Source organism: Rhodococcus sp. APC 3903 (assembly GCF_030407755.1).
GTDB classification, from domain to species: Bacteria; Actinomycetota; Actinomycetes; order Mycobacteriales; family Mycobacteriaceae; genus Rhodococcus_F; species Rhodococcus_F erythropolis.
In genome coordinates this window covers 1-21,919 of record NZ_JASDCV010000044.1, presented here as the reverse complement: position 1 = coordinate 21,919, position 21,919 = coordinate 1, and the positions used below count along the sequence as shown (strand labels likewise).

At 60.6% G+C, this 21,919-nt stretch carries 21 protein-coding genes and 3 pseudogenes; 16 read left to right on the top strand and 8 right to left on the bottom strand.

From position 1 onward, the window contains the following. Nucleotides 1-179 precede the first annotated feature (179 nt). Nucleotides 180-278, top strand: a pseudogene (locus tag QMA15_RS32940) (MerR family transcriptional regulator); the annotation flags it as partial. Between the two features lie 814 nt (nucleotides 279-1,092). After that, nucleotides 1,093-1,494: an IS110 family transposase gene (locus tag QMA15_RS31150; RefSeq protein WP_290288659.1), complete on the top strand. Its 402-nt coding sequence runs from the start codon at nucleotides 1,093-1,095 to the stop codon at nucleotides 1,492-1,494. Nucleotides 1,495-1,504: 10 nt separating this feature from the next. Here the strand turns inward: QMA15_RS31150 and QMA15_RS31145 are convergent, their stop codons facing one another. Both QMA15_RS31145 and QMA15_RS31140 read right to left on the bottom strand, forming a co-directional pair. Then, on the bottom strand, nucleotides 1,505-2,149 hold the full coding sequence (locus QMA15_RS31145; RefSeq protein ID WP_290288657.1) for a response regulator transcription factor: 645 nt from the start codon (nucleotides 2,147-2,149) through the stop codon (nucleotides 1,505-1,507). Then, the gene (locus QMA15_RS31140; protein WP_290288655.1) at nucleotides 2,146-3,369 is read right to left on the bottom strand and encodes a histidine kinase; all 1,224 of its coding nucleotides are present in this window, start codon (nucleotides 3,367-3,369) and stop codon (nucleotides 2,146-2,148) included. Before QMA15_RS31140 ends, QMA15_RS31145 begins: the two co-directional genes overlap by 4 nt. A gap of 230 nt (nucleotides 3,370-3,599) precedes the next feature. Between QMA15_RS31140 and QMA15_RS31135 the strand changes: the two genes are divergently transcribed. The 4 genes from QMA15_RS31135 (at nucleotide 3,600) to QMA15_RS31120 (ending at nucleotide 6,372) form a co-directional block, all read left to right on the top strand. Next, nucleotides 3,600-3,902, top strand: a complete 303-nt coding sequence (locus QMA15_RS31135; RefSeq protein ID WP_290288653.1) for a PLD nuclease N-terminal domain-containing protein — start codon at nucleotides 3,600-3,602, stop codon at nucleotides 3,900-3,902. A 17-nt stretch (nucleotides 3,903-3,919) separates the two neighbouring features. Then, nucleotides 3,920-5,245 carry an alpha/beta fold hydrolase gene (locus QMA15_RS31130; protein WP_290288650.1) on the top strand — a complete coding sequence of 442 codons (1,326 nt, stop codon included), beginning with the start codon at nucleotides 3,920-3,922 and terminating at the stop codon, nucleotides 5,243-5,245. Nucleotides 5,246-5,362: 117 nt separating this feature from the next. Continuing rightward, nucleotides 5,363-6,025: a hypothetical protein gene (locus QMA15_RS31125; RefSeq protein ID WP_290288647.1), complete on the top strand. Its 663-nt coding sequence runs from the start codon at nucleotides 5,363-5,365 to the stop codon at nucleotides 6,023-6,025. Beyond that, complete coding sequence (locus QMA15_RS31120) at nucleotides 5,944-6,372, top strand: transposase (protein WP_290288663.1); 429 nt, start codon at nucleotides 5,944-5,946, stop codon at nucleotides 6,370-6,372. The genes QMA15_RS31125 and QMA15_RS31120 overlap by 82 nt, the downstream gene beginning before the upstream one ends. A gap of 35 nt (nucleotides 6,373-6,407) precedes the next feature. Here the strand turns inward: QMA15_RS31120 and QMA15_RS31115 are convergent. Then, nucleotides 6,408-7,289, bottom strand: a pseudogene (locus tag QMA15_RS31115) (IS481 family transposase); the annotation flags it as partial. Nucleotides 7,290-8,600: 1,311 nt separating this feature from the next. Here QMA15_RS31115 and QMA15_RS31110 point away from each other — a divergent pair. After that, nucleotides 8,601-8,915, top strand: a complete 315-nt coding sequence (locus QMA15_RS31110; RefSeq protein ID WP_290288643.1) for a helix-turn-helix transcriptional regulator — start codon at nucleotides 8,601-8,603, stop codon at nucleotides 8,913-8,915. A 25-nt stretch (nucleotides 8,916-8,940) separates the two neighbouring features. Here the strand turns inward: QMA15_RS31110 and QMA15_RS31105 are convergent, their stop codons facing one another. From QMA15_RS31105 to QMA15_RS31090, 4 genes are read right to left on the bottom strand one after another with little or no spacing between them, the layout of a single operon-like run. Then, complete coding sequence (locus QMA15_RS31105) at nucleotides 8,941-9,567, bottom strand: 3,4-dihydroxy-2-butanone-4-phosphate synthase (protein ID WP_290288641.1); 627 nt, start codon at nucleotides 9,565-9,567, stop codon at nucleotides 8,941-8,943. Continuing rightward, nucleotides 9,557-10,384: a flavin reductase family protein gene (locus tag QMA15_RS31100; protein WP_290288639.1), complete on the bottom strand. Its 828-nt coding sequence runs from the start codon at nucleotides 10,382-10,384 to the stop codon at nucleotides 9,557-9,559. Before QMA15_RS31100 ends, QMA15_RS31105 begins: the two co-directional genes overlap by 11 nt. After that, nucleotides 10,381-11,937: a fatty acyl-CoA synthetase gene (locus QMA15_RS31095; protein WP_290288637.1), complete on the bottom strand. Its 1,557-nt coding sequence runs from the start codon at nucleotides 11,935-11,937 to the stop codon at nucleotides 10,381-10,383. The genes QMA15_RS31100 and QMA15_RS31095 overlap by 4 nt, the downstream gene beginning before the upstream one ends. Nucleotides 11,938-11,939: 2 nt before the next feature. Next, on the bottom strand, nucleotides 11,940-13,106 hold the full coding sequence (locus QMA15_RS31090; RefSeq protein WP_290288635.1) for an LLM class flavin-dependent oxidoreductase: 1,167 nt from the start codon (nucleotides 13,104-13,106) through the stop codon (nucleotides 11,940-11,942). A gap of 181 nt (nucleotides 13,107-13,287) precedes the next feature. On the opposite strand from QMA15_RS31090, the gene QMA15_RS31085 reads away from it, so the two are divergent. The 7 genes and pseudogenes from QMA15_RS31085 (at nucleotide 13,288) to QMA15_RS31065 (ending at nucleotide 18,204) form a co-directional block, all read left to right on the top strand. Beyond that, complete coding sequence (locus QMA15_RS31085; RefSeq protein WP_290288634.1) at nucleotides 13,288-14,061, top strand: SDR family NAD(P)-dependent oxidoreductase; 774 nt, start codon at nucleotides 13,288-13,290, stop codon at nucleotides 14,059-14,061. 30 nt (nucleotides 14,062-14,091) lie between these two features. Beyond that, entirely contained in the window at nucleotides 14,092-14,985 is an 894-nt protein-coding gene (locus tag QMA15_RS31080; RefSeq protein WP_290288631.1) for an alpha/beta hydrolase, read from the top strand. A 398-nt stretch (nucleotides 14,986-15,383) separates the two neighbouring features. After that, on the top strand, nucleotides 15,384-16,223 hold the full coding sequence (locus QMA15_RS31075) for an NAD(P)-dependent oxidoreductase (protein WP_290288629.1): 840 nt from the start codon (nucleotides 15,384-15,386) through the stop codon (nucleotides 16,221-16,223). 241 nt (nucleotides 16,224-16,464) lie between these two features. Continuing rightward, nucleotides 16,465-16,830, top strand: a pseudogene (locus tag QMA15_RS32935) (alcohol dehydrogenase catalytic domain-containing protein); the annotation flags it as partial. Then, the gene (locus QMA15_RS32930) at nucleotides 16,831-17,385 is read left to right on the top strand and encodes a zinc-binding dehydrogenase (RefSeq protein WP_356702982.1); all 555 of its coding nucleotides are present in this window, start codon (nucleotides 16,831-16,833) and stop codon (nucleotides 17,383-17,385) included. A gap of 82 nt (nucleotides 17,386-17,467) precedes the next feature. Then, entirely contained in the window at nucleotides 17,468-17,908 is a 441-nt protein-coding gene (locus tag QMA15_RS32925; protein WP_356702979.1) for a hypothetical protein, read from the top strand. After that, nucleotides 17,905-18,204 carry a hypothetical protein gene (locus QMA15_RS31065; RefSeq protein ID WP_290288628.1) on the top strand — a complete coding sequence of 100 codons (300 nt, stop codon included), beginning with the start codon at nucleotides 17,905-17,907 and terminating at the stop codon, nucleotides 18,202-18,204. The genes QMA15_RS32925 and QMA15_RS31065 overlap by 4 nt, the downstream gene beginning before the upstream one ends. Nucleotides 18,205-18,425: 221 nt before the next feature. On the opposite strand, the gene QMA15_RS31060 is transcribed toward QMA15_RS31065, so the two are convergent. Beyond that, a complete protein-coding gene (locus QMA15_RS31060; RefSeq protein ID WP_290288626.1) occupies nucleotides 18,426-20,075 on the bottom strand; it encodes a GMC oxidoreductase in 1,650 nt (549 codons plus the stop codon). A 973-nt stretch (nucleotides 20,076-21,048) separates the two neighbouring features. On the opposite strand from QMA15_RS31060, the gene QMA15_RS31055 reads away from it, so the two are divergent. Together QMA15_RS31055 and QMA15_RS32920 are read left to right on the top strand one after the other, a co-directional pair. Beyond that, a complete protein-coding gene (locus QMA15_RS31055; protein ID WP_290288623.1) occupies nucleotides 21,049-21,378 on the top strand; it encodes a hypothetical protein in 330 nt (109 codons plus the stop codon). Continuing rightward, nucleotides 21,266-21,835, top strand: a complete 570-nt coding sequence (locus tag QMA15_RS32920) for a transposase (protein WP_356702968.1) — start codon at nucleotides 21,266-21,268, stop codon at nucleotides 21,833-21,835. The genes QMA15_RS31055 and QMA15_RS32920 overlap by 113 nt, the downstream gene beginning before the upstream one ends. The last annotated feature ends 84 nt before the right edge of the window (nucleotides 21,836-21,919 follow it).

Genomic DNA, 21,919 nt, shown 5'->3' with positions numbered 1-21,919 from the left:
TGGAGTCCCTGCCCGCATCAGTTTGTGGGGGCTCCACTTCGACAGCATGCCGAGTCAGTGTATCTGCAGGTTAAGTAAATAGTGCAGGATACGGAAGATGTCCGCTCCAGTCCGGGACCTCAATACTTGTCCTGCCTTTGCGGCTGGGGTTGTCATGGCGTGCGTGCGCGTGGGTCCATGAGGCCGCGTGCCGCATCATCATCCTCGAAGACCAACTGGCCGAAGCCCGCCGCATCAACACCGAACTTCAACAACGCGAGAGCGGGCCCGGCGTCTGACCACGGGCTCGTTTCGGTGAATGAGCGGTTCGAGCGTCCCAGCAACGACCACCTTGGACCGCTCGACCTTGGACCACCAACGTGTCCAACCCCATCGACCGGCCGCACCCTGACTAATATAGTCTCTATAATCGTCGTTCACATCTTTCCCGCTCCCTATTGATCCAGTTGAATTTTCCGTCGACAGAAAACGCACACACTTGTGACGTTCCTTCCAATCAATCTGGCGATGAAGCCGATCACGAGGCTCGTGAGCGGAAACCAACCATAACAGTGCCAAGCCAATTCCGGTAGCCCCTGTGTGGGTACCTAACCAGCTGTTCACAGCTCCGGTGGATGTTATTACGGTACTACATGCCGGGCATTCCCGCGACGTTAGGGTAAATGAGAACGCGCATTAAACGATATTTAGCTTATCGCCGGAGATAATGTGTATGGATAACCGAAAATAATGCAATCGCATTATGTTAAAGCCGGTGAATCATGATCGCATGAACTTCGATACTGTGGCGAGGAATCTCAATCCAGGATTGATCAGAGCTACCGCGACACCAAGCGGGGCCGGCCTCCGTCGCTCCCGCACAATCACCTTTACGTTGGAGGGGTCTGAGGTGCCCGCTTCAGGCGCTCGTCGGCGGCCTGGGGCGTGGCTCGACAATCACCTGCTGCCCCGGTGGCTTCGCGTGGAAGGTCACCCCGGACCGTGACGGGTCGTTTCGGCCGCTGATTGAGATGTGTTCGCGAACTATGTCGCCGTGTAAAGGTGTGCCGGCGAAACAGCCCTGACGAGCCCATGTGTTCGAGCGGAGTCCATATGGTTGAAAATGTCTGGGTTGGAATCGATATAGGCCGCCATGCTCATCACGCCGCCGCCGTCGACGACAGCGGCGCTGTGCTGTGGTCACGCCGTATTCGCAACGACCAAGCAGAGATCGAGAGGCTGCTCGAACGAGTCGCAGATGTCGAGTCGGTGGTATGGGCGATCGACATGACCGCGCCGGAATCGTCCTTGCTCCGTGGCGTGCTGCACTCGCACCATCAGCAGGTGCGCTACGTGCCTGGCAGGGCCGTCCACAGTATGACCGGTGCTTTTGCTGGTGAAGGCAAGACCGACGCCCGCGATGCTGTGGTCATCGCACAGACGGCACGTCTGCGCAGCGACCTCGCCCGGGTTTCAATACCCGACGATGTCGCGATCGCGCTCGAGGGTTTGTAGATTCTCGGAGTCAGAGAAGGTTGGTGCGGTAGACGTAGATCGCGAGTTGGATGCGGTCCCGCAAGTCGAGTTTCGCGAGCAGTTTCGACACGTGTGTCTTGACGGTGGCTTCGGAGATGAACAGATCGCGGCTGATCTCGGAGTTCGACTTACCGTGCGCGATCTCGATCAAGACGTCACGTTCGCGTTCGGTGAGAGTGTCGTACTCCGGTCCTGGCCGGGTCAAAGCGCGCGTCCGGTGTTGGGCGAACAGACGGCGGGTCGCCGACGCGGACACGACCTGCGATCCGGTGTGGACTGCGCGGATGGCGGAGAGGAGAAATTCGGTGTCGGCGTCTTTGAGGATGAATCCGTCGGCGCCGGCTTCGATCGCCGACAGGGCTGCTTCTTCGATGTCGAAGGTCGTCAGCACCAGTACTGCGGGGCCGTCCGGTCCCAGTTCCCGGCGCAGGGTGGAGGTGGCGGCGATGCCGTCGACGCCAGGCATCCGTACGTCCATCACCACCACGTCGGGGGCGTGTTCGCGGGCCATGGTGGTTATCGCGGATCCGTCGGAGAGCTGCGCGACGACGGTCATGTCGGGTTGGCTGTCGATGACCATGGCGATGCCGTTGCGAAACAGAGTTTGGTCGTCGACGAGCGCTACCCGGATCATCGGATCACCTCCGGGCCGTTGTTGCCGCTGTGGGTTCGGTCGGTTGGGAACCGGGCGTCGAGTTCCCACGCTCCCGATACTTCGCCGACGGTCACGGTGCCGCGCACCAGAGCGACGCGTTCGGTGATGTTGCCCAGCCCCATCCCCGACCCGCTGCTCGTCGAGGCTGCGGACGACGGGGTACGTGCTGCGTCGCGGACAGAGTTGCGGACGGTCAACCGTACTGCCTTGCCCCAAGTTTCGGTGACCTGTACCGGTTCGGTGAGGACGCCGTACTTGAGGGCATTGGTGAGCGCTTCGGCGAGCACCCGGTACAAGGTCACCGACACCAGCGCAGGGATGTCACCGGGTTCCCCGCTGCAGGTGTGATCCACGTTCATTCCGGCCGAACGAAACTGGGTGATCAGGAAGTCACGGCTCTCGCGATAGCTGCGTCCGTCGGTGGGAATGTTGCGGTGGCGCAACCGCTCCAGAAAGGTACGCACGTCGGTGAGGGATGCGCGGCCGGTCTGGGCGATGACCTCGAGTGCGCGGCGGGCGGCGTCCGGTGAGCTGTCGAAGGAGTACTTCGCGCCTTCGGCTTGGGCGATGACGACGGTCAGGGAATGGGCGACGACGTCGTGGATGTCGCGGGCGATCGAGTTGCGTTCTTCTTCGACGCTGAGCTGTTCGACGGCGCGTTTGCGGTCTGCGTCGAGTTGGCGTGCTCGGAACTCGGCGGCCACGGCGGCGCGCCGCTGGAATCCGATGTAGCCGAATGACCACACCACCAGTGCCGGCGCGGCGAAGATCGCGATACACGTAACCAGAATCTGGACGTCGGGGCGTTGACCCAGTGCCGTGCCTTCGGCTATCGCGTCGGTGAGCCTCCATCCGGCGGCGCAGCACAATGCCATGACCACGACACCGGACCCCAACCTCAGCGCACACCGGGGATGGGATGCGCAGTAGTAGGTCGACGCCGCGAAGGCGATCCAGGTCAGTAGCAGAACCTCCCCGGAGATTATCTGGGTGAGAGCCGACGCAACGGCCAGAACCAGCGCCGCCGTCGGCAGATGGGTACGCAGGGCTGCGGCGATCGCGGCAACGATCCCAGCAGCCACTCCGACAGGCCCGGCGCTGTCGAGCAGTGCTGACACCACGCACACGGCGGCGACCGCCCCGTCGACGTAGGCTGTTCGCCGCGAGGCACTCGGAAGACGAAGCGGGTCGCGAATCATGCCTTCACTGTTACACCACAGCAGGTACACCCGTCGATGCTCCGCCAGACGATATCGGTCGTACGGACGAGCCGATCGGCCTGGCATACATCCCGAGGATGAGATATGTCGCGCCTGCGACGCCGTGAGGAGGAGCCGGATCTCGCGCGACAGGGCGATTTCAAAAATGTTGTTGCGCAATAAAATCGAGACTCGACAGTTGATATTCGCCTACTTCGAGGATCGAGCCCATGTTTCGTTCGTACCTGCACAACACCGTTGTCGCCGCCACCGAGAGCGTCGACACCGACAGGGCAGCCACCGTCGGTGTGGTGATCGTTCTGCTCGTCCTTGCCTCTGCTGCCGCGATTCTGTGGATCGCCGCTGCGGTGAGCATTCTGCGTTCGCAGCGCTACACCACAGCCGGGAAGGCTCTGTGGATTCTCGTCCTCATCGCTCTGCCGCTCCTTGGGGCTCTGGGTTGGTTCTTCTGGGGTCGTCATTCAGCGCTGACGGTGCTAGACAGCGATGCCGCGCACCAGGCCGGGCAGTGATGATGAACCGTCATGCCATGGCGACCGCCGTCGTCCTCGCCGCTACCGTGGTGACGGCATCGGCCTGCAGCGTCACCGACTCCTACACCGTCACCGCGATCGAGACCTTCACCCGGGAAGGGGTGACATGGGGTGACTGTGAGTCCGCATTCGCGACGACGTATCCCACAGTGCCCGCAGTCGATCGTCTCGAATGCGCTTCGGTGAGTGTGCCTGCCGATTACAGCGATCTCGGTGGCCCGACGATCGAGATCGCGATCAGCCGTCTTCCCGCCGCATCGGACCACAGCCGCGGAACGCTGATCGTGAACCCCGGAGGTCCGGGGATAGAAGGTCGATCAATGCCCGCCCTCATCGGCGACACCGCCGGAATGAGCGAGTGGGACATCATAGGTGTGGATGTTCGCGGCACCGGGGCAAGCCCCCGGCCCTCCTGCACCGCCCTCGATGTCCTCACTCCACCGGACGGTGCACCCGAACAGGCTTCGGAGAAGGTCCTCGCGGACCGAGCCCGGGCGTACATCGACGTGATTGCCGATGCCAACCGGGCATGCGCCGACATCGACGGCCCTGTACTGTCCACCTTCACCGTTGCCACCGCTGCCGCCGACCTCGAACAGGTCAGAACAGCGCTGGGCGTCCCGACGATCAGTTACTTCGGCGTGTCCTGGGGCACCGCTCTCGGACTGTCCTACCGGACACTGTTCCCCGAACACCTCGACACCATGGTCCTCGACAGCACCGTCTACCTCGGCGCATCTGCGGCAGAGCAGGACCGAGACCTCGCGGCAGCCCTCGCGGTCGAGCGCGATGCAGAACCCGTGGGCGGCGACCCATCCGGCCAGGTCGAGAGCGGCGATGGTGATGCGGCACCAGAAACCGAACCCTCGGCGCTGCCTGTGCCGACGGATCTGCTGAACCAGCTCACGCTCTCGACCCGCACCGCGTACATCTGCAACGCGCTCGACGCACTCCCACCCGCAGACGCGCAATGGTCCGACCACGTCTCCGCTACGCGCGCCGTCGGACTCTCGATCGACGGCAGGCTTCCCACTCCGGCCAATTCCGAGCTACCCGGTGCCAGTCTGTGCTCGGGATGGCCGACACCCGGATCTCCGCTCGAGGTCTCCGATACCGGCACCCCGCTCCTGCTGGTCGGCCACCGAGACGAAACCGTCACCCCCTACCGCTGGACCACAGTCGCCGCCGAGCGCGCCGGCGCGACCGTCATGACCGCCGACGACGGAAATCACGGATCAGCACTGTTCGGCCCCTGCTCCGCCGCCATCGTCGCCTTCCTCGACAGTGCCCGCACCCCCGCTGCCACCTGCCCGACTCAGTAACGACTCGCCCTCCAAGCCGCCACAACGGTGGAGCTCTGATCCGCCACGTTCGGTGACCGAGCGTGGCGGATCATCACCGCACCGGCATTACCGGCCGATCCCGATAGGAGATCCACCATGACCGACACAAAACCGTCCAAGATCGGCATCACATCATCTGTCGGACAGTCGGATTCGGCGCGCACCCGCCGGGCTCTGCTCACTGCAGCGGCAAATCTGATCAACATCGACGGCACGGTGACCATCACCGGCCTCACCACGGGAACGGGCCTCACCCGCGGAGCCGTCTACGTCCACTTCGACTCCAAAACCGAACTGATACTCAGCGTCATCGACGCTGCCGATGAACAACTGCGCGCCGCCTACGCACCCGAAGCGGCGGTCGATCGATTCCGGGACGCTGCAGCGATCATGAAGGACTTTCTCGACCGGCTCGCAGCGGACCCGATCCTGCGCGCAACATGCGCACTGTGGACCGACCGAGATTTCGCGCGCGCCGCACGCGCTGCCACGCGAGAACCGTTGCGACTCGAGAGCATGAGAACCTCGCTGGGCACGGCCTGGACGGTCCTGATGCTGGCCGGAGCGTTGATGGCTTGGGCGTCGTCATCGTCCACACCGGAAACCAGTACGGGCCCCGCGTGGAGGTCACCGACTTCGCCCGGTTCGACGAACAGCTCGCAACGAACAGAAGCAAAATCACGCGACTGCTCGACGAGCACGGCACACGCCTGCGCAATATCGACGGAGTCGGCCCAGTCCTCGCTGCCCGCACTCTAGGCCGCAGCGGCCGCGCCAGCCGATTCCCCACCGCCGCTGCGTATGCCAACTACACTGGCACCGCACCCGTCCAGATCGCCAGCGCCGACGCCTCTCATCACCGATTGTCGAGATTCGGCGATCGGCAACTGAACTCCGCCATCCACACGATCGCCATGATCCAGATCCGGATGCCGTCGAGTGCTGGACGGGCGTTCTACGACAAGAAAATCGCCGAAGGAAAATCACCCCGATCAGCTGCCCGCGCACTTAAACGCCACCTCGCCACACACCTGTGGCGGGTCACGCTCGCCGATGAAAAACGGAGCATTCGAGCCGCATCGAGAGAATCCCTCACTGCCGCTTGACAAATAGAGAGGCACTAGACCTCGACGGCGGCGCGTCGCTCAGCTTCGCTGGTGTATTCGCGGGAGTACAGCAGTTCTTCGGCGAGGATGCGGTTGTATCGTTCAACCTTCCCGTTGTGTTTCGGTATGTACGGCTTGATCCGGTAGTGCCGCGTTTCTCGCAGTGAAGACGTGAACTCTGTTGCCCGATAGCATGATCCGTTGTCGGTAATCACGCGCTCGATTCGGGTGATGCCGTGTGCGGCGAAGAAGAGTCGGGCGTTGTTCATGAAATCGATGGCTGTTGCTGCGGTTTCGTTGTCGCGGGCCTCGGTGTACGCCAGGCGGGTGTTCCCGTCGATCGCGGAATGCAAATAGGTGTACCCGACCCGGGCCTGCTTGTTCTTCGTTTTCCGACGCTGCGATCGTTTGGCCTGCCCGGAGCCGCGGCCGTGGGCACGCCACCCTCCACCGTCCGGGATCTTCCCGACTTTCTTAATGTCGACATGCACCATCTGACCAGGCCGTTTCGCGACGATGACCTGCGGTTTTCGGTTGGTTTCGCCGTTCGGGTCGATGAACCGGCGACGATTCAGCCCGAGGTTCCGCAGGATTTTCGTGACCGTTCGACGGGCAATGGTGATGCCGTCGGTGCGCAGTTCGAACGTGACTCGCGAGGCCGACCACTTCCGGGTTCGTCGCATCGCTTCGATCTCGGCCACGACCTCTGCTGCTGTGGCAGTCGGGTGGCGTTTCGGTGTACTGGATCGGTCCTGTAGTCCCAAGTCACCATATTTGCGATACCGGTTGACCCAGGTGGAGGCGCATTGTCATGAAATCCCCATTTCGGCGGCGACGTGGGCGATCAGACGACTCTGGCACCGCTCGATCAGGCGTCGTCTTCCTTCCACCGTGAGTGGGGCATTACGGTGTGTCACAGGGCTGGCCCTTCTTGCTCGAGAACGGCTATGTCGCAACTCCCATTCTCGCGCCGAGGACCAGCCCGGCTACTTCAGTCCCACGTCAGCAACGTCCATACCCACAACAGCTAGCCAGTACTGACAGCACGGCCCATAGAAGGGCGCAGGGCTACAGACACTTCGAACGAGAAACCCCTCGTCGAAACCGCCCGTCGTTGTTTCAGTTCATATTTCGGCAGCCATTCACGTCGGAAACTCCACGTGGGCCCAGCTTGAGTGGAAAGCAGCCGAGCGCAGCATCTGCAATCGGGGTGGGTGGGTCTGCGTTCTGGCGTTCGTTCGACCATCTCGTGGTTCGCTCAGTGCGCACCCCGCCCGCGCACGCGAAACCAACGAACAATTTCGAACGCGGCCCACGCCAACGCAGCGAAGCCAAGAGTGAAGTCAGGTGTCATGAAGCGTGTCCACCAAGACAGCGGTGGGTTGGTGTTTCTTGTCGGGATATTCGGAATGTGGTCGGCTATCGAGTGTGCCGTATTTCGACAATGGCATTTTCGTATTGTCCGCAATTTCTTTTGCGGTAATGATCGCGACTGGTGCCGCCCTCGTATTCCGAGCAGTGACTCGTCGAGCAGTTTTGCGATATTTCGTTATCGTCTTCTCCACTGTGCTGCGACATCACCGATTCCGACGGAGAAACAGGTGTCGAGGTCCTGACCGGGCCGGCGACGGAGATACGCGCCCTTTGCCGAACCGCGATGGAATGGGACCGAGTGATTCCCCAGGAGCATCGTCGGGGAATGGGGATATCGTCCACTGACTGTGCGGATGCCCTGACCTGGTGAGCTAAAATCGCAAGAAATGTGTTTCCGGTCACGGCCCCTGGAGGTGTGGAAGATGGACTCGGGTCTGACTGTCGAGGATTACGAGCGGATCTTTCGCGTACTCGAACGTGTCGAGCAGTCGTCAACTTTGACGCAGTTCCGACACAGCACGCTCGATGCGTTGGCGACGGAGTTTGGTCTGAGGAACACCACCTGCCTTTCTGGTGCCACATTTGACGCAATTTTCGATGACGCGTCCCCTGTGCTTGTGGGCCGAATGGTTCCGTTGTACCGCGAGTACCGGGCGGGGTGGAGCGCACATGACGCCTTCCGGTTACCAGAAGCGCGGGCACGTCTGGAACGTAGCTGCGTGCTATCGGTGTCGGAGCTTTCGGTGCTACCGGAGCCGACTCGGGACTATCTCGATCACTTTTTGGGGGGGAACGGCATCGCGGACACGTGCACGATTCACCTTCGACATCATTCAGGGCACAGTCTGATCGGCTTGTTCACTGACAGCGGCCCGATCAATGCCCATGACAAGTTGGCGCTTCGTGTTCTAGGACAGCATCTTTCTGCGCTCAGCCGATACGTTCCCACCACGGACAGTGCCATCTCTTGTTTCGCGCGACTGACCCCCCGTCAGATGGAAGTCGTCGGGTTGGTTGCACAAGGCCTCACCAACCTCGAAATCGCCGGGGTGCTTGTCCTAGCCGAGGGTTCGGTCAAGAAACATGTCAGCCGCATTCTCGCCGAAACGAAATGCCGATCGAGGACCGAGTTGACCCTTGCCTACATGTCTCGCTCCCCCTCGGCGTAGATCTCGCTGATGCTGCCCGTTGCATCTACCTTTGTGCGGAAGTCACTCTCGACCGACCGGCAGCCTTTCGAACAAGTGCGGACAACCGCAACACCGGTAGATCGAACCGGGCGGCAAACGTGTTGGCTTGCAATATTGTTGCGACTTCGCCGTCATCGCTGTCGATGAGGTGATCGTAAGCGAAACCCAGCCCGATTTCACTGTTCGCGAGAATATCGACTACGGAGGTTTCCGCATTGACGTTTTGGTCGTCTTGGCGGATTCGTATCGGTACAACGTGTCCGGGTCGGTGGAAGTCAGCTGCGCCGGCACACGGGTCCAGCAGTTGTTGGATGGTTGCGGTGCGGTCGGCCGCGGAAATACCCGTGGTGATGCCCTCAGCGGCATCGACCGTCACACAATAAGGGTTTTGCACTTCCTGCCTGTGTACCCACTGCGGCAACAAAAGCAGTTCTTCACACCGATCCTCGGTCAATGCGGTCCGAAGAAAACCAGATCCGTGACGTATCAGGAACGCCACGGCCGCGATGTTCACCGCTTCTGCGGGCAAGACCAGTAAATGTTCACCACTGGCGGATCGATCATCGATGACCAGTATCGGTGTCCCGCGCGGTGCCGACCTTGTATCGGAGCCGAACAGATCATTGGTCATCGAAGCTCATCACCCGCCCATATCGGCCCCGGTGAAAAATCAGCGGTTCCATAGTTTCGTCCGATGTAAGTTCTCGAACGCGCGCAGTGACGATCAGGTGGTCACCGCCCTCTTGAACGTTCTCGACCTCGGCGTCGATCCAGGCGCAGGCCCTGTCGAGTCGGGGTGCGCCGCCGTGTCCCGGCAAATATGCAACGCCGTCGAATTTGTTTCTCCCCGACATTGCGAATCCATTGGCGATCTGCTGTTGTTCAGCGCTGAGAATGTTCACACACAACTGCCCGACCTGTTCGATTTGGGGCCAACTGGTCGATTTTCGTGAAGGCATGAAGGCGATCAGCGGAGGTTCCAGCGACAACGACGAGAAGGACTGGCAAGTGAATCCGACCGGCCCATCCGTTGTGGCGGCGGTGATGACGGCGATACCACTGGCGAAGTGCCCCAAGACTGATCTGAAGTGGCCTCCATCGAAAGATCCGCCCCGTGGTTGTCCGGCATCGGGAACGCTTCGTGTGATGTGCGCTTGTACCCGTTCTCGAGCAGGATCGGTCCATCCCCGACTGGCCGAGTAGTCAAGCATCGCCGTCCAGTCCGCGTGGACGTAGCGCGCACTACTGGCGCTGACGAGCGACTGAAGGCGGGCGGTGGACAGTATGGCTTTGTGTTCGCCTGAGGTCTCGACGACGGTACCGAGTTCGGCTGCGACAAGTTGTCTGTGGTCGTCGTCGGCGTTCGGCAGGATTGACTCGACACTGAGCCGGCCCAAGTCCTCGGGATCGACGACGACGACCCCTTGCTCCGAAATTTGTAGTCTCACAGGTCAATCCTTTCCACAGTATCGAATGACAGCCGAAGTTCTCTTTTGAGCAACTTTCCACTCGCATTGCGAGGGAGTGTGTCGACGAAACGAATACGCTTCGGGATTTTGTACGGTGCCAAAGATGTTTTTGCGTGGGCGATCAGCTCTGCTTCATCGACTGTGCGGTCGGTGACGACAAAGGCGGTCACGGCTTCGATCCACCTGTCATCGGGGGTTCCCAGAACGGCAACTTCAGTGACTGCCGGATGGGTGTACAACGCGTCTTCGACTTCGCGGGAGGCAACCAGAACTCCTCCGGTATTGATGACATCCTTGATTCTGTCAACGACAGTGATGTATCCCTCGGCGTCGATCTCGACCAGGTCGCCCGAGTGAAACCAGCCGTCGCGGAATGCGTCTGCAGTCTCCGCCGGCTGTTTCCAGTAGCCCAGACATAACTGAGGAGAGCGGTAGAGAATCTCTCCACGTTCTCCAGGCTCGACGTTGTCGCCGTCGGCATCGACGACACGAATTTCGACATTGAGTACCGGCCGGCCACACGAGGTCGGCCTCAGGTGATGTTCCTCCGGGCGAAGGACGGTGGCGACGGGACCGAGTTCGCTCTGCCCGAATGCGTTGTAGAAACCTAGCTCGGGAAGAGCAACTTGCAATGTGGCCAGCACCGGTTGAGGCATGATCGAGGCACCGTAGAGAGCCTTGCGCAATGTCGACAGATCTCGCAGTTCGAAGTCGGGATGCTGGGACAGTGGAACCCATACCGTAGGTGCGAGGAAGATTGCTCCGATGGAACGCGCTTCGATGGTCTTGAGGATGGTCGGGATGTCCGCCGCCTCGAGAAGGTGATTGATTGCTCCGACAGCGAGATAGGGAAGCAAATAAATGTGCATGCCAGCAGAGTGATAAAGCGGCATTGCGTGCAGCGGCGTGTCGCCTTCGGCGTAGTCGAGTGCGTGTATCGCCGAAGCGTATTCGTGCACGAGCGCACGATGAGTCATCATGGCACCTTTGGGCTTCGAGGTGGTTCCCGAGGTGTAGAGGAGCTGAACAATATCGCGGTCGTCGACGTGGCGGTCGATGGTGGGGACAGGCCCGGATTGAACCTGAGCCAAAAAGGAGTGCTCCTCGCTGTGCAAGGGAAGGTTCGGCACCGAGCACACATCGCCGACACGGTCCGCTAGGTCCGGGTCGGACAGGACTAGTTCGGCCTCGGACTGGTCGAGGATGTAAGAAAGCTCGTCCCCGGACAAGGCGTAATTGACCGGCACGTTCACCAGTCCTGCGCGAGCGCAGGACAGGAATGCGATGAGATAAGCATCCGAATTGCGGCCGTAGGTCGCAACTTTGGCTTGTGGAGCCAATCCGAATTCGGTAAGAAAGGCTGCGCCGCGACTGACGGCGTTGTCGAGTTCGCGGTATGTCCACACTCGATCGGCGAAGTGAAGAGCGTTCCGCTGAGGAGTGCGGCGTGCGCTTCGAGCGAGCACGTCATCGACGGTGCTCGAACGTGTTTCCGGCGAGGCCAGCGGTGTGTGCGTCGGTGTCGTCATCATCGTCAGTTCGTTGCGTTCTTTTCAGCCGCGTACTTGTCCGTCATGTGGGCGACGGCGTTGAGCTGCGCTGCAGCGTGGCCCTCGCGAGACTGACGCGCCAATTCTGCTGCGAGGAGGGTGGACTCGGACTGATTCTGGAAGTGGGGCACCACCTCGCGCATGAAAATTTCGTAGGACTTCTTCGTCGCGTCGGTGTCCGCCCAGTCGTGCGCCATCAGTAGCATGCTGCCGAACCCGCCCGACTGATCGACGAGTCGTTGTACTTGTTGGCGCGCTTGATCTGCGGTGCCGATGACACCGATTCCCGAGGTGTTGATGAAGTCGATCATTTCTTTGAGATTTCCACCTGACACAGCCATCTGGGGGAAGGCCGCGACGTGCTGGAAGTAGTCAAACCAATGCTCGATGCCGTATTCGACATCCTTGTAGGCCTGCTCCACCGTCTCTGCGATGTGGAACGGGCCAACCAGACGCCATCCCGATCGATCGACCGGCTGCCCGAAGGCCGCGGCACGCTCGGCCACTACTTGCCAATGGTGAGCGAGCGCATTGAACCCGTCTGCGGTCAATGTCGCACCGATACTGAGAAGTCCGAGTCCGTACTTTCCGGCCAGCCGCGCCCCTGTGGGAGACGCCACTGCCGCGACACAAATGCCGAAAAGGGGATCCGAGTAGGGTCGCAATTGCAGCCGAGCATCGTTGAGCTGGTGGGTCGGCGTCGTCGCGGTCACCGTTTCGCCGGCCAGCAAACGCAGGATGATGTCGAGATTCGGCTCGAGCATCTCCCTGGTCTGGACTGGATTGAGCCCGATCATGGCTGAGTCGGTTGGCAGCGACCCCGGCCCCACGCCGAGCATCACACGGCCGCGCGTCATGTGATCGAGTTGAACCAGACGATCCGCAACCCAGAGCGGATTGTGGTACACCACCGATGTCACACCAGTACCGAGCTTGATCGACGATGTCCTCGCCGCTGCGGCAGCAATAAACAGTTCCGGCGATCCGATGATTTCCGAGCCGGCTGAATGATGTTCGCCGATCCAGGCTTCGTCGTAGCCCAAGCGGTCGAGGTGTTCGACGAGCTGCAGATCGGCCTCAATGGCGGCAGTGGGATTGATTCCGGGCTTGTGCACTGGGGCGATGAACGCCCCGAACTTGAGCTTCGACATTGGTGTTCCTCAGATGTTGGCCGATACGTCCCTGAAAATGTGGTCCGCACCACATTTGTACGTGAGGCAATGCACCAAATGCAGTGCACGAAAGGGGACAGAAAGTGTCCCCTTTCGTGCACTGCGCAGACGCCCGACTGCGCCTACCTTGTGACTCAAACCACAAACAGAAAGGCGGGCAATGAACCGTTTCGCAAACAAGGTTGCTTTGGTCACCGGGGCAGGATCGGGAATCGGCGCTGTCGTGGCCGAAGCGCTCGTAGCCGAAGGTGCATCAGTCGTACTGTTCGACCTCAATCCTGCCGGACTCGCCAAAACCGCAGAAAAGCTAGGATCCCAAGCAATTACGGTGACCGGCGATGTGACCAACGACGACGATGTCGCCGCAGCCGTCGCTGTCGCAGTTTCGCAGTTCGGTGGATTGCACACCGCGTTCAATGTCGCCGGCGCCGTTCGAATCGGAAATATCATCGACATCGATCCCCTGGACTGGCAGTTCACCGTAGACGTGGTACTTAAGGGCACATTTCTGACCACGCGGCACGCCGCCCGCGCCATCGCGAACACCGGCACCGGCGGTTCAATAGTCAACGTCTCCTCCCTCAACGCCCACGTCCCCCTCATCGGAGGGAGCGCCTACGCGTCAGCGAAGGCAGCGGTGGAGAGTTTCACAAAATGCTCCGCTCTCGAATTCGCCGCCGCGGGAACTCGAGTCAACGCGGTATTACCCGGTTTGGTCGACACCCCGATGACACGGGACTTGCTCGCCATCGACGCAGTCGCACAGGATTACTACAAGCGAATTCCGGCACGGCGGGCCGCAGCTCCTACAGAAATCGCCGACAGTTGCCTGTACTTGGCCAGCGATCAGGCCACCTATGTCAACGGAACCAGTCTGGTGGTCGACGGCGGCTGGGAGATCACCAACTACCCGGACCTGAGCTCGCTCGCCTGATCACCGCTTACTGACGAAAAGGACCCCATTGTGAGCGAGACAGAAATTTCTTACGCACCGCGTCGAGTGGCCGTCGGTGAGATCACCATGAGTGTCATCGACGAAGGCCACGGTCCCGCGGTGCTTCTCCTCCACGGCTTTCCGGACCGCGCATTGATGTGGCGGCACCAGATTCAAGATCTCGTTGCGGCCGGATACCGTGTCATCGCACCTGACTTGCGCGGTTTCGGCGACAGCGACCGCCCTACCGACCTCACGTCATACTCGGCACCCGCGCTTCTCGGGGACGTGCTCGGACTGCTCGACGAACTCGACATTGACCAGGTGCACGTCGGGGCACACGACTGGGGCGCCCTCCTGGGCTGGGTGCTGGCAGGTAGTGCACCGGACCGGGTGCGGTCGCTGGCAGTGTTTTCAGTGGGACATCCCCGCGCGTTCGCTGGTGCAGGGTTCGAGCAAAAGCAGCTGTCGTGGTACATCCTCTGGTGGCAGTCCCTCGGTGTCGCCGAAAGCCAATTGCCGCAGCAAGCTTGGCAGTGGTACCGCGACTGGGCTTACGCCGGCATCGATCGCTACGCTGATCAAGATCTTGATCGCCAGCTCACCGATCTCGAACGCCCGGGCGCATTGACCGCTGGCTTGAGCTGGTATCGAGCCAACCTCACGCCGGCAGAATTTGCCGAATCGGATTGGGTTGCGCTCGCAGACCTCCCCGCCATAACCTGCCCTGTCCTGGGCGTTTGGGGTGACCGCGAGATGGCACTGACTGAGAGACAGATGACCGACTCCGCCCGCTACGTCAGCGGTCCGTGGCGATACGAAAGAATCACCCGAGTCGGACACTGGATACCCGCTCATGCTCCCGAACGCGCATCGCAGCTGCTCCTGGATCACTTCGGATCGGCCGAAAACACGATCGGATAGTCGCATATCGACCCGTAGTCGCCCAGGACGGCCGTTGGCGCGCTGTCGAGGAAGCTCGACGGACGCTGCGCACCTCGAATCCGAAATTTTCAGCCACCTCGGAGAGCCTCGGTTTCCCTCTCCGGTCGTAATCGATGACCCACGACCCGCGCCGAGGGATGACGTAAACGCGAATGGGTTATGAAGAATCGCTTGCGTCATCCTGCCAATAACAGCGCACCACACAGCCTGACTGCGGATCCATTCTGGTACCACTACGCCGATCAGCAGGGGCGACATTGTATAGCTGAGAACAAAGACCTGACTGTGGCAAGTGCAGGTCTGCGCCCCATGCCGCGGCCCACACGGCGAAGTGATTTCGTCCGGCAAACTTTCCCCACTATCCAGACGAGAGAAGAATGAAACCTACAACCGACAGAAATTTCCACGGCATGACGGCCGTCATGTCCGGGGGCAGCCGCGGAATCGGGCTAGCGATTGCCACGGAATTGGCACGTGGTGGGGCAAATCTTGTACTGCTGGCCAAAACGGACAGTCCCGATCCACGCTTACCTGGAACCATCCACACCGCAGTCGAAGCAATCGAGACGGCCGGGGGCCGCGCGGTCGGGGTCGTTGGTGACGTGCGTAACGATGCAGACGTACAACGGGCTGCGGCGGCTGCAGTCGAGACCTTCGGCGGTATCGACATCTGCATCAACAATGCCAGCGTCCTCAATCTCGCCAAGACCGAGGATCTTCCGCTGAAACAATTCGATCTCATCCAACAGGTCAATGTCCGCGGAACTTTCGCGTTGACCCAAGCGTGCCTGCCGCACCTGAAGAAGTCGCAAGTCGCCCACGTCCTGACACTCTCACCACCCCTGAACATGGCGACCGAATGGCTGGGCAAGCATCCCGGTTACATGCTCGGAAAATACGGAATGTCTCTGTTAGCGATGGGATTTGCGGAAGAGTTCCGCGAATACGAGATCGCGAGCAATTGCCTGTGGCCTGAAACCACGATCGCCACCGCCGCAGTGAAAAACCTCCTCGGCGGCTATGAGGGCACCTCACATGCACGCAGTCCGCAAATCATGGCCGACGCCGCAGCAGCGCTGCTCTCACGCTCCCCCGGTGACCTCACCGGACAAACGCTCCTCGACGTAGAGGTGCTCCGCGACGCCGGAATTACCGATCTGAGCGTCTACGGTGGCACCGAACCGCTCGACTACGACATATTCGTCGACCGCGCCTGACCAATGATGCCGGTGAGCTGGACGAAATGCCTTGGCATTCACTCTGAACGGACGAATCCCAAGGCATTTCGCGAGCCCGACAGCACGCCGCATTCCCATATGTGGCATGTCAATCTCTACCCCGAAGATCCTGACAGACACGCCAGCAGTCGCTGAGCGTGATCCCTGGGACTAGATGAAGAACCGAAGGAGAACCCCGATGCGTGCAGCTATGTACTAGGGAGACAGAAACGTCAAAGTAATCGATGTTCCCGAGCCAACCCCCGGACCTGGGGAAGTCAAAGTCAAAGTCGGCTTCAACGGTATCTGCGGCTCGGATCTTCATGAGTACTACGGCGGCCCCCTGTTCATCCCCGTAGAACCTCACCCGCTCCCCAAACAAAAACTTCCCCTCATACTCGGGCACGAATTCTCCGGGACAGTCGTCGAGCTCGGTGAAGGCACTGAGGGATTCACAGCAGGTGACAGGGTCACCGTTTAACCGATCTATCGATGCAACACCTGCATTCCCTGTACCGGCGGCAACTACAACACCTACCGCCAAATAGGATTCCGCGGCTTGATGGCGGATGGTGGCATGGCCGAATACAGCATTGTGCCAGTACATATGCTGCAGAAACTACCTGCTGATCTCCCCTTAGAATTAGGCGCTCTCGTAGAACCGATGGCCGTCGCCTATCACGCGGCCAGGCTTGCTGCAGTCAACGCCAGGGACGAGGCAGTCATTCTCGGTGCGGGACCAATTGGAATCGGACTGTGGGTCGCACTAAAAGGCCTGGGACTGGAAAACATCACAGTGGTAGAAGCCTCAGCAGATCGACGAAACGCAATCGCCAATCTGGGCGCGACCGTATTGGACCCCACAGTCGACGACGTCACTGCAATTGTGATGGCTTCGACGAACGGTAATGGCGCCCGCGCAGTGTTCGACGCCGCAGGAGCCCCTGCCGCAGCAGCGACGGGATTGTCATGCCTCGCGCCCAGATCACTATTCATCGCTGTTGCCGTGTACGAGAAAGCGATTGAGACCCCGTTGGTCAATCTCATCCTCGGAGAATCATACATTCAAGGATCTCTCGGATACACATCCGTGCGTGGTCGACGGTCTCGGTGTCACAAATCGGTACAGTGCATCAAGTACGGTGTTTTGTGCAGGTGTTGATACATTTCGCAGCGCAGGCGCTACCTTGAAGACTGCCGTGGACGTTCGTAGAGAAGCTTCGTTACCGCCCCTACACGTCGGCATGGAATGGTCGGCCGATTGCGAACAACTTCTCGTGCACATTCCCCGGGGCGCAGTGCAGTCGACCGCGGAATCGGAGCCCGGTCCATCGTCCGATCCTGTCGTATTGCACCCACTGGTGGACGTGAACGCACCCACGATGTCGAGCTGGATGAGAATCGTGCATCTTGCCTGCGACGAGGCCGAACGAGAAATCGGATCCTCTCCTCACCCGATGGCCGCGCGTCACTTCGAGCATGTTTCTCGCCACCGGACTGCTTGCAGCGCAACCGAACACTTCCCCACAGTCGCCTCAACCGACGCGACCGCACTGATGTCCCGAGCCCACGCAGCGCTTGAACGCCGTCTCGACAAGGAGTTTGAAGCGCCTGTACTTGCATGGTGGCGGTTTCGTTCTGGGCACATTGGACGGCGCCGACGGCTTTTCAAGCTCGACCGATGAGCCGGGAAACAACGCTGTCGCCCTTCGCACACAGCGGATCGCCCGCCCGTACTCGTTTCGGGCGAGGCGCAATAGAAACTGTCCCGGCCGAGGTCGAATGCCTAGGGTGCTGCCGGGCGGTCGTCCTGTCCACGCCTCACCAGCACGACGAAGCGACCGACCTGCTCGACAGCACCGAGAAAGACCTTCAAAGCTTCGCGTGCGCTCAGTCGGGCAACAGCTTCACCGTCAAGTTCCTCGCGATCAGCCACGGCGGGACAGCGTTACCGGCCGCGATGTCCTCACCGGAACACTGAAGGTTGTTTCGTAGCTGCGGCGACGATCTCGACGTTGACGGATCGGGTTTCGACATCCACCCCTCCTGATCTGAGGCACCGGCATCCTGTCCCCAGCCCGGTTACTGTGAACCCTTGACCACGCTGTTGTCCAGCCGCGGCGTTTCGCCGACACAGACCATGGGATCGTAAATCCTTGCAGCGCAACAATTTCTGGCCTCGACAACGGAATACTGGCCTCTTCAGAGGTAAGTGGTGAGGATGTTGTCCATGCACCGCTCTGCTAGCGCGGTAATCGTCAGAGCGGGGTTGACCAGAGCAGACGATCCAGGAAGCAGCGCGCCGTCGATCACGAACAGATTCGAATATCCCTCGACCTTGCCCTCGAAGTTACAGGCCTGCCCCATCACCGCGCCGCCCAGTCCATGCCATGTGCAACCTGAACCGAAATCCCCCAAGCGGGTGTAAATGGGGATTCCCGTCACGGGCGAGCCGAATCGCGTCTCGGTGCGGTCGTGGAAACGGCCCGCAAAGTTCCGCGCGCGTGCATCGACGTCACTGTTCGCCTCACCATAGGGATAGTTGAGTTCGGCTCTACCCGAAGCGGGGTTGTAGTCGACGCTGCCGCGCTCATTGGTGATGACCTGGATCAGATTGGCCATAGTGCCGCCACCTGCGATATCAGGGAAAGGAGAAGCTTCCCACGAGATGGAGACCGGCCCCTCAGGGTTGTCGTCGTCGTACATAACCGCGACACCGGGGCCGCCTTGTTTGGCACCGCAGTCGCGCCGCAGCAACGTTCGCGAGAGGAGGAAGTCGCCGTTGGTTCCGTATCCCTTACCGACCTGGTCATTCAACCGAGGCAGAGTGCCCTTCGCCTTCGCAGTGACCAAAAGAGAGGTGGTGTAGAACGAACCAGCAGCCATGAACACATAGTCAGCAACAACTGTCGTACGCTCGACCACCGCACCCGACTCGTCGATTCTGTTGACCGACACCTCGAAGCGGTCCTGTCCGGACACCTCCCGGATTTCGGTCACCTCGTGCAGCGCACAAATCGTCACATTTCCGGTTGCCTCTGCGGCCGGCAAGTAATTGCGGTCGACGCTGTTCTTCGCGCCGGAATTACTGCCGTACGGACCTTCGCCGATCGAGTACGACGCAGGCGCACGCCCTCCCAACTCGTCACGGACGACATCCCAGTCCACACAGAAATCGTGAAGCACCGGTTCGCCACCGAAATCCTCGATGTAGTCGAGCCAGGCGCGCGCGCCGCGGTAGTTGGGGTGGGCGAGTAGATCCGCAGGCAACGGCGAAGTGCCCAGCATCCCCTTCGCGCGGGGGTAATAAGTACGGTCCATCTCCCCGTAGTCGATCTGCGTAGGAAAGACCTGGACGAAGTCCTGGCGCCGAGGCTGCGGGGTAAATGCACCAAATGCGAGCGACCCGCCACCGACTCCCGAGCCGTAGAGGGCGTCGATCCCATTGCCTCGCACTCGATCGATGAGACCCGGGTAGCGGTCGATGTGCGTGAACTTGGTCAGCGGATTAATCGGCGGATGATCTGCGAACCAGGCAGAACGGCGATCAGGCTCGTTGATCGTGCAGAACGTGGAACCAGCGGGGTCGATCGGCCACCGGCGTCCGCGTTCGAAGACCGTCGTCCGTACACCCGCCTGCCCTAGTCTCAGCGCAGCCACTGCCCCACCGAATCCGCTACCGATCACCACCGCAGTCTTTTCTCGGCGTGTCTGCGCAGGCGTTTGCGCCTGCGCGCCCGCCGGCGACCCGAGAGCTTGACCAGCAGCGAACGCGCCGAGGCTGAGCGCGGCGCCCCGAAGGGCGGAGCGGCGATTCAGCGTTGACAGGTAACGCGATTCGTTGATGGGCATGCCGGAAATGTACACGCTTGCATGATTGCCAGGCGGAAACTGCGACTCAAAAGTGAAGCACCCTTACAATTCCGGACTGCGGTGCACTGGAGTTACAAGCCGTTCACTGGAGCTACACCAACTGCGTAGGTGCGAACGCTTCCGAGGCATTCGAATAGGTCGGATCCCTTTGGTGGTAGAGGTGGTTCGTTGATCTAGTCCAATACAACTTCGATTCTTCGACGCGCTTTCCAGAGCGGCTACCGTGTGAGGGCGAAGACGCGAGCTTCACACGAGCGAGGATCGACGGCTTTTCCAGCATTCTGGTTCACTACTGCTGCGTATTCCGGTCACCGCTGACCCCTCCCGAGGCGGGGGAATCATCAGGAGTACCACATCATCCTCCGCCCTATAGGACGAAGCACCCACCACAAAAGGACGAAACACCTCAACCACAACCGATCGTGACACGTACAGTCGAAATGTAACGTCAGGGAGCAGTTGCCGGCGTCTACCAGCCTCGTCGGTCCCCTCTTTTGTGTGGCCGTCGAGGCTGCCTACCCAGCGGGACCCGATCATTCGCGCAGCGCGATGGGCGCCGAAGGCATACGCGACAACGGCTTCCGTGAGGGACTATTAATCCGCTCTCGCCCTGGCCGCCCCCATCGAGTGACGGATAGCGAAGCCCAAGCCACCCGAGACCAGAGTTCGCGTAAAATACTCCAACACAGCACTTTCGGACAATTTGGACATCAGATGCGAATGTGACCTCGCCACCCACCGCCAATCACAGCCAGGGAAACGCCCCTCATCGGTACGGCACTAATTTCCATATCCGTAACGATGAACATCTGTAACACGGCGCAGCAGAACGGTATACATAGTTCGTGCATCCGCCTCCCCACACCGACACCGACAACCAACCTCCTGCGCGCTGCCGACCCCACCCGGTCCGAGCACTAGGCGACAAATCCCGACCAGCACCAGCGAACCGATGAGCCGTCCCCGCCGCGACAACGATCGCACCGAACCGCATTACACCGCCACAAACCCCCACGAACACAACACAACCCGACCCGAACGCCCACACGCCAGACGCACATACGCCACCCCACACCCCGACGTCGTCGCAGCAGCAGAATTCCTCCTCACACAACCCGACGCCCACCTCTACCGCCGCCACTACCTCGAGCTGATCACCTACACCCCAAATGCCGACGGCACCACCACCCCCGACTACACAGCCGCCGAAAACTACCTCCTCACCACCGCCGCCAAACGCAGAAAAACACTCGCCCGCGACTCCACACCCACGGACAGATGAAGCACCGACATCGACGCGCTCCACTCGGTCCGACAGCGTTACTCGGGGCGACGGTTTGGGACTGTCAGATAAAAGGTTGATCCAGTCTTGGTACGACACGCCGAGGAGAGCTTGCAGGGAAGGATCGATCATGACCGAAACACTGGATCCCACGGCGGACGAGGTGGATCTTCAAACAGCTGGCCGAGCAACTTCTGGCACAAGTCAAGGAGCAGGGCGTAGAGCTGATGGGCCCGCGCTGGCTGCTCAATCAGCTCACCAAGAAGGCCCTCGAAACCGCGTTAGATGCCGAATGCCCGAGCACCTCGGCTACGAAAGGCACGATACTGCCGGCCGATGTAGCGGCGATTCCCGCAACGGCACCCGATTCAAGACCGTGCTCACCGAGGTCAGGCCGGTCGAGATCGATGTCCCGCGGGACGTCGATTCCTCGTTTCACGCCACAGATCGCCCGTGAAGCGGCAACGACGCCTGACCGGGATCGACGGGGTCTATCTCGCTAACGGTGTTTCGGCGGGTTTTCCATCAGTAAGTTTCCGAT

Bases quoted from the DNA above. Each gene is read 5' to 3' on its own strand.
- QMA15_RS31125 (WP_290288647.1), top strand. From the start codon at position 5,363: ATGACCGACACAAAACCGTCCAAGATCGGCATCACATCATCTGTCGGA.
- QMA15_RS31055 (WP_290288623.1), top strand. From the start codon at position 21,049: ATGAGCCGTCCCCGCCGCGACAACGATCGCACCGAACCGCATTACACC.
- QMA15_RS31085 (WP_290288634.1), top strand. From the start codon at position 13,288: ATGAACCGTTTCGCAAACAAGGTTGCTTTGGTCACCGGGGCAGGATCG.
- QMA15_RS31150 (WP_290288659.1), top strand. From the start codon at position 1,093: ATGGTTGAAAATGTCTGGGTTGGAATCGATATAGGCCGCCATGCTCAT.
- QMA15_RS31145 (WP_290288657.1), bottom strand. From the start codon at position 2,149: ATGATCCGGGTAGCGCTCGTCGACGACCAAACTCTGTTTCGCAACGGC.
- QMA15_RS31105 (WP_290288641.1), bottom strand. From the start codon at position 9,567: ATGACCAATGATCTGTTCGGCTCCGATACAAGGTCGGCACCGCGCGGG.
- QMA15_RS31075 (WP_290288629.1), top strand. From the start codon at position 15,384: ATGAAACCTACAACCGACAGAAATTTCCACGGCATGACGGCCGTCATG.
- QMA15_RS31135 (WP_290288653.1), top strand. From the start codon at position 3,600: ATGTTTCGTTCGTACCTGCACAACACCGTTGTCGCCGCCACCGAGAGC.
- QMA15_RS31130 (WP_290288650.1), top strand. From the start codon at position 3,920: ATGGCGACCGCCGTCGTCCTCGCCGCTACCGTGGTGACGGCATCGGCC.
- QMA15_RS32925 (WP_356702979.1), top strand. From the start codon at position 17,468: ATGGAATGGTCGGCCGATTGCGAACAACTTCTCGTGCACATTCCCCGG.
- QMA15_RS31140 (WP_290288655.1), bottom strand. From the start codon at position 3,369: ATGATTCGCGACCCGCTTCGTCTTCCGAGTGCCTCGCGGCGAACAGCC.
- QMA15_RS31090 (WP_290288635.1), bottom strand. From the start codon at position 13,106: ATGTCGAAGCTCAAGTTCGGGGCGTTCATCGCCCCAGTGCACAAGCCC.
- QMA15_RS32920 (WP_356702968.1), top strand. From the start codon at position 21,266: ATGCCGACGGCACCACCACCCCCGACTACACAGCCGCCGAAAACTACC.
- QMA15_RS32930 (WP_356702982.1), top strand. From the start codon at position 16,831: ATGCTGCAGAAACTACCTGCTGATCTCCCCTTAGAATTAGGCGCTCTC.
- QMA15_RS31065 (WP_290288628.1), top strand. From the start codon at position 17,905: ATGAGCCGGGAAACAACGCTGTCGCCCTTCGCACACAGCGGATCGCCC.
- QMA15_RS31060 (WP_290288626.1), bottom strand. From the start codon at position 20,075: ATGCCCATCAACGAATCGCGTTACCTGTCAACGCTGAATCGCCGCTCC.
- QMA15_RS31095 (WP_290288637.1), bottom strand. From the start codon at position 11,937: ATGATGACGACACCGACGCACACACCGCTGGCCTCGCCGGAAACACGT.